Here is an 11925-nt window from a genome sequence, read left to right on the forward strand (position 1 = left end):
CAACCGGTGATTAATCTCCACCGCACCTATTCAATTATTTGATTATGAATGGTGGGGTGATCCCGTGCACGCGTTCCGCAAGGCGGTCGAGGCGCACGACCTGGGCGCCGTCGAGGCGCTGCTGGCCGACGACGTGGTCTTCACCAGCCCGGTGGTGTTCCGGCCCTACGCGGGCAAGGCCATCACGACGGCGATCCTGGAGGCCGTCGCCGGCGTCTTCGAGGACTTCCGCTACGTGCGGGAGCTGAGCGGGCCCGACGGCCGCGACACGGCGCTGGTCTTCACCGCACGGGTGGGCGGCCGCACCCTGGAGGGCTGCGACTTCCTGCACGTGGACGAGGACGGCCGGATCGACGAACTGACCGTCATGGTCCGGCCGTTGTCGGCGGCGCAGGCGCTGGCGGAGGCCATGGGGGCACGCTTCGAGTCGATCGCGCACCGGGCCGCGACGCGGTCGGCCTGACCCGCCGCCCCTCCGGGCCGTCCGGGCCGCCCGGACCGTCCGCCACGGCCCTGCCCGAGCGGGCGGGCGGTTCGGGTCGCCGGGCACCGTGCCGCGCCCGGCGACCCGCGGCTCAGGGGTGGAGCCGCACCGGGAGGTCGCGCACGCTGTTGCCCACGAACCCGGCGTGCGGGGCGAGTGCGTGCTCCGGTACGGCGATGTCCAGCTCGGGGAAGCGGGCGAACAGCCGCTCCAGGGCGACGGTCGCCTCCAGCCGGGCCAGCGGAGCGCCCAGGCAGTAGTGGGCGCCGTGGCCGAGCGAGAGATGCCGTGCCGCCTCCGGCCGCGCGGACCGGGTGACGTCGAAGCGGTCGGCGTCCGGGCCGTGCGCGGCCGGGTCCCGTCCGGCCGCGGAGTAGCCCGCGAGGACGGGCGTGCCCCGGCGCACGACGGCCCCGCCGACGGTCAGGTCCCGCACCGGATAGCGGAACGGGAAGTAGCTGACCGGGGCGTCCCAGCGCAGGGTCTCCTCCACGACGTCGGCCCAGCCCGCCCGCCCGTCGCGCACGAGCGCGAGCTGGTCGCGGTGGGCGCACAGGGCCCGCACCGCGTTGGTGATCAGGTTCAGCGTGGTCTCGTGTCCGGCGACGATCATCAGCACGAGGGTGCCGATCAGTTCCTCGGGGGCGAGCCGGTCGCCGTCCTCCTCCCGGGCGGCGATCAGCGCCCCGATGAGGTCGTCGCCGGGGTGAGCGGCCTTGGCGGCGGCGATGGTGCCGAGCAGGGCCGGCAGCTCCCGGTTGGCCGCGAGGACCTCCTCGGGCCCGAGGTCGGTGGCGACGACCCGGCTGGACAGGTGGTGCAGCCGGTCGCGGTACTCGGCGTCCACGCCGAGCAGTTCGCCGATGACGCCCATGGGCAGCGGCATGGCGAAGTGCCGGCGCAGATCGGCGACGCCCCGCCCGGCCGCGGCGGCGCCCTCCAGTCCGTCGAGAAGACGGTCCGTCAGTGCCTCGACGTCCGGCCGCAGTTCGGCCACGCGCCGGGTGGTGAAGGCGCGGCTGACCAGTGACCGCAGACGCCGGTGGTCCGCGCCGTCCGCGGTGGTCATCCCGCGTACCGTCGCGAAGGTCCGCAGCGGCCAGCCCTCCGCGATCCGGCCCTCGTGCAGGGCGGTGAAGTGCCGCGGGTCCTTGGCGACATCGGGATGTGCGAGGAAGTCCTTCAGCGCCTCGTGCCCGAGGACGACCGCACCCTCCACCTCCCCCGGCAGCACGACCGGCGCGACCGCGCCCCGGGTGCGCAAGCGGGCGTTGACGGCGTGCGGGCAGCCGCCCGCGGGGTCCATGCGATGCGGCGCGGGGTGCGGGGTGTCCACCGGTGCATCCTCCGATTCCTGCGGCGCGCGGCCTGGTTGACGGCGTCCGGCGGTCGATTCTGCCGTGTCGCGGCCCGGCGCGCAGCTCCCTGGGCAGGGCCCGTGCAGCGGACCCGGACCCGGATCCGCAACCCCGCGGGAGACGGGTGCACTCGTTCTCTGCCGGTGGCGCGCGCCGGAGGTCGTGGTAGGGTGCCCACAGCGCTCGTGCAGTCCCCGTCGTGGACGCCGTCGCGCATCTCCTCCGTATCGGCCGTGCCGTCCGCCCGTCCGGGCCCACCGCACCGGCTTCCCACCGCCACCTCCCGAGCGGCCTTCCTGCCGCGCGACGGCTGTCCGCCGCACCCCGGGAGACGGCGTCACCCGCCGCCCGGGGCCCCGCCGTCCGGCATGCGCCCCCGCTCGCGGCCCGCGCCTCCAGCGCGCCTTTCCCCCGTCCTCGAAAGGACCGCCTCCATGACCACCGCACTCGACCGCCCCCCGGTGCGCCGGGATCCCGCACCCGCCCGCCGGACCGTCACCGGCGTCCTCGACCTCGACGCCCGCGGCCGCGGCCGTCTGCGGGCCGGGGACTGCCTCTCCTCCCCCGCCGACCCGGAGGTCCCGCCCACGCTGGTCGAACGGCACGGGCTGCGCCGGGGCGACCTCGTCGAAGGCACCGTCGGCGGGCAGCGCGGGAACACACTCAGCGACGTCTCCCTGATCGAGGGCCGGGCGCCCGGCGGCCCGCACCCGCGCCGCCGCTTCGCGGACCTGACCCCGGTCCACCCGCACGAGCGGCTCCGCCTGGAACACCCCGGTGCCGGGCCCGCCGGACGCCTCACCGACCTGGTCGCACCCGTCGGCAAGGGCCAGCGCGGGCTGATCGTGGCCCCGCCGCGGACCGGCAAGACGGTGCTGCTCCAGCAGATCGCCGCCGCGGTCGCCGGCAACCACCCCGGATGCCGCCTCATGGTGCTGCTGCTGGACGAGCGGCCGGAGGAGGTCACCGACATGCGGCGCTCGGTGCGCGGCGAGGTGTACGCCTCCACCTTCGACCGGAGGCCCGCGGAGCACGTCGCGCTCGCCGACCTCGTCCTGGAGCGGGCCAAGCGGCACGTCGAGGCCGGTGAGGACGTGGTCGTCCTGATGGACTCGCTGACCCGGCTGTGCCGGGCGCACAACCACGCGGCCGGCGCGGGCGGCCGCACCCTCAGCGGCGGGGTGGACGCGGGTGCCCTGCAGGGCCCCAAGCGGTTCTTCGGCGCCGCCCGCGCGGCCGAGGAGGGCGGTTCGCTCACCCTGCTGGCCACCGCGCTGGTGGAGACCGGCTCCCGGGCCGACGACCTGTTCTTCGAGGAGCTCAAGAGCACCGGCAACATGGAGCTCCGGCTGAGCCGCGAGGCGGCCTCCCACCACCTCTTCCCGGCCGTCGATCTCTACGCCTCCGGCACTCGCCGGGAGGAACTGCTGCTTCCTCCGGCCGAGTTGGACGCCGTCCGCGGTCTGCGCCGCGCCCTGCGGGGCCGCGACGGCCACACGAGCCTGCAGACCCTGCTCGACCGGCTGCGCGCGACGCCCGACAACGCCGCGTTCCTGCGCCGTGTCCGGCCCTCCCTGCCGGCCGCCTGAGGCGGTGGCCGGCAGGAAGCCGGGTGGGCCGGTCGGGGCTCCCACTAGCGCATCCGGGTGCCCGCGCCCCCCGTTCGGCCGTCGGCAGCATCCCGCCGGGGCCCGACCGTTCCTACGTTGGCAGCATGACGATAGGACATTCCCCCCGCAGCGCCCTGATGGCCTGCGCCCTGAGTGCGGCCGGTGCGCTGGCCCTGGCCTCCCCGGTCGCGGCCGCGGCACCGACCGGCGCCGACCCCGGCGCGGCGGGCCGGCCCGGCGTGACCGTGCCACAGCCTGCCGTCCTGGAGCACTCCGGCACGCAGGTGCGGCCGCATGCCGGAGCCCCGGACCTCCCTCAGGTCTCCGCGCTGTCGTGGCTGGTGGCCGACGCGAGCACCGGGCAGGTCCTCGCCGCGCACGACGCGCACCGCCAACTGCCGCCCGCGAGCACCCTGAAGACCCTCTTCGCCCTCACCGTGCTGCCCACGCTGCCCAGCGGGGTCCGGCACACCGTCAGCGCGGAGGACCTGGCCGGCATCGGTGCGGGCAGCAGCCTCGTCGGGGTCACCGAGGGCAACACCTACCGGGTGTCCGACCTGTGGCGCGGGGTGTTCCTGAACTCCGGCAACGACGCCGTGCACGTGCTGGCCGCGCTCAACGGCGGCTGGGACCACACGGCCCGGCAGATGCAGGCGAAGGCACGTGCCCTGGGCGCCAGGGACACCCACGTCCTGTCCCCCGACGGCTACGACGCCGACGGCCAGGTCTCCTCGGCGTACGACCTCGCGGTGTTCGGGCGGGCCGGTCTGCGCAACCCGGACTTCGCGCGCTACTGCTCCACCGCCGAGGCCGCCTTCCCCGGCGAGAGCGGGTCCACCTACGAGATCGCGAACACCAACCGGCTGCTGACCGGCCTGCACGGCGTGTCGCCCTATCCGGGCCTGATCGGCATCAAGAACGGCTACACCACCAACGCGGGCAACACGCTCGTGGCCGCCGCCCACCGGGGCGGGCGCACCCTCGTCGTCACCGTGATGAACCCTCGGGCGGGCTCCGTCTACGAGGAGGCCCGCGGGCTGCTCGACTGGGGCTTCGACGCCGCCGGCAAGGTCGACCCGGTCGGCTCGCTCGACGGGCTGCGTCCCGTGGTGCACGCCGCATCGGTGGTGACGCCGGCCGCGGTGACCGTCGCGGGGACGGACTGGCCGGAGACGGGCGCCGTGGTGGGAGCGGCCGGTCTGGTGGTCGGGGCGGTGCTGCTCACGCTTCGCCTGCGCGCCGGCCGGGCCCGCCGCGACTGACCCGCCGGCAGGGCCAGCAGCAGGCCGAGGGTGGCCCAGGTGTAGGCGTTGGCGCCGAGGAAGCCGTCGAGGCCCGAGGCGTCGTCGACCCACAGCCACACCACGCTGCTGCACAGCAGCAGGTACACGCCGGCTGCGGCGCGCACCCGGCCCGCGCGCAGCAGGACCGCCAGTGCGGGCAGCAGCCACACCAGGTGGTGCACCCAGGTGACCGGGCTGACCAGGCAGGCCGCCGCACCGGTGAGCGCGAACGCGGCCGGCCAGTCGCCGGCCGCCGTCGCCCCGCGCGAGCGCCGGGCCCAGACGGCCAGGACCAGCACGGCGGCCGCCGCCCACAGCGGGCCCCCGGTCTCGCCGAGGCGGGCGAGGACGCCCCGCAGCGACTGGTTCGAGACGTAGGCGAGGCGCCCGACGCGGCCGGTGTCCCACAGGGCCCGCGTCCAGTAGAAGCGCGAGGCGTCCGGGACCGCCGCGGCCGCGAGCGCGGTCGCCGCGGCGGCGGTCAGGCCGGCGACGGCGGCGGCCCGGCGGCGGCCGCCCAGGAGCAGCAGCCCGACGAACAGGACCGGGGTGAGCTTGATCGCCGCGGCGAGACCGATGCCCGCCCCCGCCCAGCGGTCCCGGCCGGTGGCCAGCAGCCGGGCGTCGGCCAGGACGAGCGCCAGCAGGAGCAGGTTCACCTGGCCGAAGCTGACGGTGTCGCGCAGCGGTTCGAACAGGGCGAGCAGGCACACGAGGGCCGCCCACCGGTGCCGGTCGAGCGGGCGCCCGTCGGCTCCGGCGAGCACCACGAGGACGAGGGCCAGGGCCGCCGCGTCGAGCAGCAGGGCGACGGCGACGGCCCCGTGCCACCCGAGGAGCGCCATCGGCGCCATGCACAGCGCGGCGAACGGCGGATAGGTGAAGCCGTAGGCGGTGCCCGGCACCACGTAGTCGTAGATCCGGCCGCCGTGGTGCAGCCAGCTGTCCACGGTGCCGTAGTAGACGCGCAGGTCGAACCAGTCGCGCAGCAGCGGCACGGTGGCCGTGAAGACGGTGACGGCGACGGCCAGCGCGGCGACGGCGGCGGTGCGGTGCCGGGGTCCGTGCGGGGCGGTGCGGCGCAGGAGACCGCGTGCGGCGGGGCCGGTCATGCCGGGCGGCCCAGGGCCGGGGCGGGGGACGCCTGGTGGGCCTGCCACAGGACGACCAGGCCCAGGGCCGCCCCGGAGGCGGCGAGGACGAGCTGCCCCGTGCCTGCCGGGCCGCCGCCCGGCAGGACGGCGAGGGCGAGGAGGGCGCTGACGACCGCCGTCCGGTGCCGGGCCGGTGCGCCGGGCGCGGCCGCGGCGATGAGGAACACCCCCCAGAGCGCGTACCAGGGGCGGAGCGCCGGACCGAACGCGGCCACCGCCGCGAGGCTCAGGCCGAGGGCGTACACGGGGCGCCCGCGCAGGCGCACCCAGAGGAGGAGCACGACGACCGCGGTGGCGGCCAGGCCCGCCGCGTGCCAGGCGGGAACGGCGAGCGGGGCCGGGCCGTCCCCGAGCCGCCGCAGCAGCGCGCCGGTGGCGCGGCCCAGGAGACTGGTGGGCGCCCAGTTCTGCGCGGACACCGGGGTGGCGAGGGCGCGTGTCCAGCCGTACCCGGTGCCTGCGGCGGCGGTCGCCGCGGCGGTGGTGGCCGCGGCGACGGCGGTCGTCGTCGCCACCGCGCGCACCGGGCCCCGGCCGGCGCGCAGGTCCAGGGCCACGACCGCCGCGAGCCCGAGCGCCGCGGGCGCCTTGACCAGCGCGGCGAGCGTCACCAGGACGGCGGCGGCGACCGGGCGGCGGCCGAGCGCGGCGACCAGACCGGCGCCGAGCAGGCCCAGCATGACGGCGTCGTTGTGGGCTCCGGCGACCAGGTGCAGCAGCACCAGCGGGTTCAGCGCGCCCAGCCACAGGGCGGCGGACGGGTCGGCGCCGCAGGCGCGTGCCAGACGGGGCAGGGCGGCCGCCATCAGGGCGAGCCCGAGCAGCGCGAGCAGGCGCATGCCGAGCAACCCGGCGGGGACGTCGGTGCGGGTGAGCCCGGACAGCGCCCCGGCACAGGCGAGGAACACCGGGCCGTAGGGGGCGCCGGTGTGCCGCCACAGGGGCGCGACCTCGTCGGCGAGGGGGCCGCCCAGATGGGCGGGCCCGTACCCGGAGACGTCGAGGTGGGCGTCGACCATCGCCCCCTGCGCGAGGTAGCTGTACACGTCCCGGCTGAACAGCGGGGGCGCGAGCAGCAGGGGTGCCGCCCACGCGGCCAGGACCAGGAGCAGGTCGCGGGGGGACGGTGGGCGGGGTCCGCCGACCAGCCGGCCCAGCAGCGCCCAGGCCGCCGTGAGCAGCACGACCCCGCAGTACACGGCGACCACGCCGAGCGCGGCGCGGGCGTCGGCGGGGGCCGGGAGCTGCCGGACGGGCAGGGCCCCGGCCCCCTCTCCGCCGAGCGCGAGGCAGGCGGCGCCGACCAGGCCGAGGAGCCGGCAGCGGCGGAGATCGGCGGGGAGGTCCATGGCCAGCACCCGGTCAGCGTGTCGACGCCGGGTGGCCGGAAGGCGACGGAGCGGCTGCCGCGCCGCGGCGCACGCATGACCGGCGTGCGATCACCGCAGGGGCCGCCCACCCGCCCTCCGCCGGCGGGCGACGGACGGACGAAGGCCGGACGGCTCAGAACACCGACAGCCCGGTGAGGGTCGTGAAGCGGTCCAGCGCCGCGACGCCCGCGACCGAGTTGCCCCGCTCGTCCAGGCCGGGGCTCCACACGCACAGCGTGCAGCGGCCCGGCACGACGGCGATGATGCCGCCGCCGACGCCGCTCTTGCCGGGCAGGCCGACCCGGTAGGCGAACTCGCCCGCCGCGTCGTAGGTCCCGCAGGTCATCATCACCGCGTTGATCTGCTTGGCCTGGCTGCTGGACAGCAGCCGGCTGCCGTCGGCGCGGACACCGTGCCGGGCGAGGAAGCCGGTGGCCAGGGCCAGGTCGGCGCAGGACGCGGTCACCGAGCACTGGCGGAAGTACTGGTCGAGGAGGACCGGCACGGGGTTGTCGATGTTGCCGTAGGAGGCCATGAAGTGGGCGAGGGCGGCGTTGCGGTCGCCGTGGGCGTCCTCGGAGGCGGCGACCTCCCGGTCGAAGTCCAGGTCCGGGTTGCGGCTCTCGGTGCGCAGGAAGCCGAGGAGTTCGGCGGCCGCGTCGCCGGTACGGGTCTGGAGCCGGTCGGTGACCACGAGGGCGCCCGCGTTGATGAAGGGGTTGCGCGGGATGCCGCTCTCGTACTCGAGCTGCACCAGCGAGTTGAAGGGATTGCCCGAGGGCTCGCGGCCCACGTGCTCCCACAGCTCGTCGCCCTCGCGTGCCAGGTCGAGGGCGAGGGTGAAGACCTTGGTGATGGACTGGGTGGAGAACGGCTCGCGCCAGTCCCCCACCCCGTACACCGTGCCGTCCGGCTCCGCGACGGCCATGCCGAAGGCGCGCGGGTCGCGGGCCGCGAGCGCCGGGATGTAGTCCGCGGGGCGTCCACGGCCGGGGGTCCGCCCGATCTCCTCCGCGATGCGCTCCAGGACCGGCTGGAAGGTCTTGGACGAGGTCATGATCACTATTGTCCCTCCGGGCCGGTCCGGTCGCGCATCCGCGGGTCAGGCCCGGCGGGCGCCGCTGCCCGCGAGGACCTCGGGGCGCAGCAGGTCGGTGAGCCGCTCGGCCGGCAGCAGGCCCTTCTCCAGCACCAGTTCGGCCACTCCGCGCCCGGAGGCCAGGGCCTCCTTGGCGATGTCCGTGGCGGCGGTGTAGCCGATGTGCGGGTTGAGCGCGGTGACCAGGCCGATGGAGTTCTCGACCGTGGCCCGCAGCGCGTCGGTGTTGGCGGTGATGCCCGCGACGCAGCGCTCGGCGAGGGTGAGGCAGGCGCTGCGCAGGTGGGTGATGCTCTCGGAGAGGGAGTGCAGGATGATCGGCTCGAAGGCGTTGAGCTGGAGCTGACCGGCCTCGGCGGCCATGGTGATGGCGACGTCGTTGCCGATGACCTCGAAGGCGACCTGGTTGACCACCTCGGGGATCACCGGATTGACCTTGCCCGGCATGATGCTCGAACCGGCCTGCACGGGCGGCAGGTTGATCTCGCCGAGGCCGGCGCGCGGTCCGGAGGACAGCAGCCGCAGGTCGTTGCAGCTCTTGGAGAGCTTCACGGCGATGCGCTTGAGCACGCCGGACATCTGCACGAAGGCGCCGCAGTCCTGGGTCGCCTCGACCAGGTTGGCCGCGGTGACCAGGGGCAGGCCGGTGATGTCGGCGAGGTGGCGGCGGGCCGACTCGGCGTAGCCAGCGGGGGCGTTGAGTCCGGTGCCGATCGCGGTGGCGCCGAGGTTGATGTCGTGGATCAGCTCGACCGCCTCGGCCAGGCGGCTGCGGTCCTCGTCGAGCATGACGGCGAACGTGGAGAACTCCTGGCCGAGTGTCATCGGAACCGCGTCCTGGAGCTGGGTGCGGCCCATCTTCAGCACGTCCCGGAACTCGACGGCCTTGCCGGCGAAGGTGTCCTGGAGCACCGCCATCGCCTTCAGCAGCCCGCGCACCGCGAACACCGTGGCGATCTTCACGGCGGTCGGGTAGACGTCGTTGGTCGACTGGCCGAGGTTGACGTGCTCGTTGGGGTGCAGGTGCCGGTAGTCGCCCTTGGCGTGGCCGAGGAGTTCCAGCGCCCGGTTGGCGACGACCTCGTTGGCGTTCATGTTGGTCGAGGTGCCGGCGCCGCCCTGGATGACGTCGACGACGAACTGGTCGTGCAGGGCGCCGGCGCGGATCTCGCGGCAGGCGGCGACGACGGCGGCGGCCTTCTCCGGCTCCAGCAGGCCGAGTTCCTCGTTGGCCCGGGCGGCGGCCTCCTTGACGGCGGCGAGGGCGTCGATCAGGTGCGGGTAGGCGGAGATCGGGGTGCCGGTGATGGGGAAGTTCTCCGTGGCGCGCAGGGTGTGGATGCCCCAGTACGCGTCGGCGGGTACGTCGCGGTCCCCGAGGAGGTCGTGTTCGCTGCGGCTGGCGGCGGTCATGGCGGGGCGGTCCTTCTTCACTGGTGCGGGGTGGGTGCCGGGACGGGTCGGGGAGGTGCCGCGGGGGCACGGGCGCGGCTCCGGCGGCGCGGGCCGCACCGGGGGGTACGGCCAGGGCCCACGCCGTCGGTCCGGGCCGGTGCGGCGGCGTACGCGTCGGGTCGGGGCCGGCCGGGGCGTCGGCGCCGCAGGCGGCGGGCGCCGGTGCGGCGGTGCCGGGCACTCCCGCGGCGGGGTGCGGGGTGCCCGGGCGGGCGGGTCAGGCGCAGGCCGGAAGCGGGGCCGGGTCCAGGGCCCGCACCGGGCGGACCATGCCGACGGGTTCGCCGCCGCCGAGCAGGGTCTCCCCCGCGAAGTCGGTGAGCAGGCCGGGGTCCACGCCGGCCCGGACCAGGGCGGCCGCGGCGACCGGGATCCGCGCCCGGTTCGCACCGTCGGCGATCTTCACGGCGACGGCGCGGCCGTCCGGCAGGGCGGCGACCTGCACGCCCTCGAAGCCGTCCTTGGCGAGCAGGCCGGGCACGGCCCGCATCAGCGCGGCGACGTCCCGGCCGGAGCCGGAGGCCATCTCGGCGTGCTCGCGCATCGCGTCCGCGACCCGGGCGGCGGGGGTGCCGGGAGCGGCGGTGGTGATGCGGGCGGCGGCCCGGGCCAGACCGTGCAGGGAGACGGAGAAGAGGGGCGCCCCGCAGCCGTCGACGGTGACCCCGGCGAGGCGCTGCCCGGTGAGGTCCTCGACGGTCCCGGCGATCGCCTGCTGCAGCGGGTGCGCCGGTTCGAGGTAGTCGTGCAGGGACCAGCCGTTGAGGCGGCAGGTGTAGAGCATGGCCGCGTGCTTGCCGGAGCAGTTCTGGGCGAGCCGGGAGGCGGGACGGCCCTCGCGCACCCAGGTGTCGCGGACCGCCGGGTCGTAGGGCAGGTCCGGCACGTTGCGCAGGTCGTCCTCGGCGAGGCCGGCCAGGTCGAGGATGCGGCGGGTGCCGGCCAGGTGGCGCTCCTCTCCGGAGTGGCTGGCGGCGGCGAGCGAGAGCAGCGCGCCGTCGAGCGGGAGCCCGGCGGCCACCATGGCCGCGGCCTGGAGGGGCTTGAGGGCGGAGCGGGGGTAGAAGGCGGCCTCGATGTCGCCGAGCTGGAGGCCGACCGTGCCGTCGGTGTCGAGGACGGCGACGGATCCGTAGTGGATGCCTTCGATCACCCCGCCGCGTATGAGGTGGGCGACGGGGGCGTGGAGGGGTTCGCGGATGGCGGGTGCGTCCGCGCGGGAGCTGCTCTGCATCACGGCCTGGTTCACTCGTGGGTGGGGGTGGCGGGTCCGGGCGGGGGTCACGCGCCGGCTCCGGGGACGGTGCGCGCCGGGCGCACGATGTCGGTGAGCGTCGTCTGGACGCGGTCCAGGTGGTGGGACATGGCCGCGACCGCGTCGGGCTCGGACCCGTCGGTCAGCGCCTCGACGATGGCCCGGTGTTCGCGGTTCGACTGCTCGCGGCGGTCGCCCAGCTCGTTGAGGAAGGCGGACTGCCGGGCGAGGGCGTCGCGGATCTCCTCGATGACCCGGCGGAAGACCGGGTTGCGGGCCGCCCGTGCCACGGCCAGGTGGAACAGCGTGTCCAGCGCGACCCACGAGGTGGTGTCGGTCTCGCGTTCCATCCGCTCCAGCAGGTGGGTCAGGTGGTCGAGGTCCTCGGCGGTGCGGCGCACGGCCGCGTAGCCCGCGACCGGTATCTCGACGTGCCGGCGGACCTCCAGCAGGTCGCTGGCCGCGTAGTCGCCGAAGGTGGGGTCCTCCACGGCTCCGGCGACGACGAAGGTGCCCCTGCCGGTGCGCGAGACGGTCAGGCCCATGGTCTGCAGGGCGCGCAGTGCCTCGCGCAGGACGGGCCGGGAGACCTCCAGGGTGCGGCAGAGCTCGGCCTCGGAGGGCAGCTTGTCGCCGATCGCGTAGTCGCCGCGCTCGATGGCGGTGCGCAGGTGGGTGAGCACCGCTTCCATGGCGCTGACCCGCCGCGGCGTCCCACCTGTCTGGCTGTCTGACAGGTTCACGGGCCGATCGTGCGGGCTGCGGGGCGCGGCTGTCAAGCCGGGCGGGTACGGGACCCGCCGGAAACGCGCGTGGGGTGCGGTGCCCGGGCCCCGGCCCCCCACCCCCCCCGGGCC

Annotated in this window: 9 protein-coding genes and 1 pseudogene; 3 read left to right on the forward strand and 7 right to left on the reverse strand. The window is 75.8% G+C overall.

Translation table 11 applies throughout. The features are described from left to right. Positions 1 to 64: 64 nt before the first annotated feature. Positions 65 to 463 carry a nuclear transport factor 2 family protein gene (locus P3H78_RS22695; RefSeq protein WP_276110936.1) on the forward strand — a complete coding sequence of 133 codons (399 nt, stop codon included), beginning with the start codon at positions 65 to 67 and terminating at the stop codon, positions 461 to 463. 112 nt (positions 464 to 575) lie between these two features. Here the strand turns inward: P3H78_RS22695 and P3H78_RS22700 are convergent, their stop codons facing one another. Beyond that, positions 576 to 1790, reverse strand: coding sequence for a cytochrome P450 family protein (locus P3H78_RS22700; protein ID WP_276110955.1), 1215 nt, complete (start codon positions 1788 to 1790; stop codon positions 576 to 578). Positions 1791 to 2210: 420 nt separating this feature from the next. On the opposite strand from P3H78_RS22700, the gene rho reads away from it, so the two are divergent. Together rho and P3H78_RS22710 are read left to right on the forward strand one after the other, a co-directional pair. Beyond that, positions 2211 to 3431, forward strand: coding sequence for a transcription termination factor Rho (gene rho, locus P3H78_RS22705; RefSeq protein ID WP_276110937.1), 1221 nt, complete (start codon positions 2211 to 2213; stop codon positions 3429 to 3431). A gap of 158 nt (positions 3432 to 3589) precedes the next feature. Beyond that, positions 3590 to 4396, forward strand: a pseudogene (locus tag P3H78_RS22710) (D-alanyl-D-alanine carboxypeptidase family protein); the annotation flags it as partial. A 74-nt stretch (positions 4397 to 4470) separates the two neighbouring features. On the opposite strand, the gene P3H78_RS22715 reads toward P3H78_RS22710, so the two are convergent. From P3H78_RS22715 to P3H78_RS22740, 6 genes are all read right to left on the reverse strand, one after another. Continuing rightward, a complete protein-coding gene (locus tag P3H78_RS22715) occupies positions 4471 to 5847 on the reverse strand; it encodes a glycosyltransferase 87 family protein (RefSeq protein ID WP_313884418.1) in 1377 nt (458 codons plus the stop codon). After that, positions 5844 to 7238, reverse strand: coding sequence for a polyprenol phosphomannose-dependent alpha 1,6 mannosyltransferase MptB (gene mptB, locus P3H78_RS22720; RefSeq protein ID WP_276110956.1), 1395 nt, complete (start codon positions 7236 to 7238; stop codon positions 5844 to 5846). The genes P3H78_RS22715 and mptB overlap by 4 nt, the downstream gene beginning before the upstream one ends. A 154-nt stretch (positions 7239 to 7392) precedes the next feature. Continuing rightward, positions 7393 to 8316: a glutaminase gene (locus P3H78_RS22725; protein ID WP_276110939.1), complete on the reverse strand. Its 924-nt coding sequence runs from the start codon at positions 8314 to 8316 to the stop codon at positions 7393 to 7395. A gap of 45 nt (positions 8317 to 8361) precedes the next feature. Further along, a complete protein-coding gene (aspA, locus tag P3H78_RS22730) occupies positions 8362 to 9771 on the reverse strand; it encodes an aspartate ammonia-lyase (protein WP_276110940.1) in 1410 nt (469 codons plus the stop codon). Between the two features lie 259 nt (positions 9772 to 10030). Then, positions 10031 to 11047 (reverse strand): asparaginase, encoded by a 1017-nt coding sequence (locus P3H78_RS22735; protein WP_276110942.1) that lies wholly within the window; start codon positions 11045 to 11047, stop codon positions 10031 to 10033. Positions 11048 to 11094: 47 nt separating this feature from the next. Next, positions 11095 to 11760 (reverse strand): FadR/GntR family transcriptional regulator, encoded by a 666-nt coding sequence (locus P3H78_RS22740; protein ID WP_276110957.1) that lies wholly within the window; start codon positions 11758 to 11760, stop codon positions 11095 to 11097. Positions 11761 to 11925: the final 165 nt, after the last annotated feature.

Source organism: Streptomyces tropicalis (genome assembly GCF_029269835.1).
GTDB lineage: Bacteria > Actinomycetota > Actinomycetes > Streptomycetales > Streptomycetaceae > Streptomyces > Streptomyces tropicalis.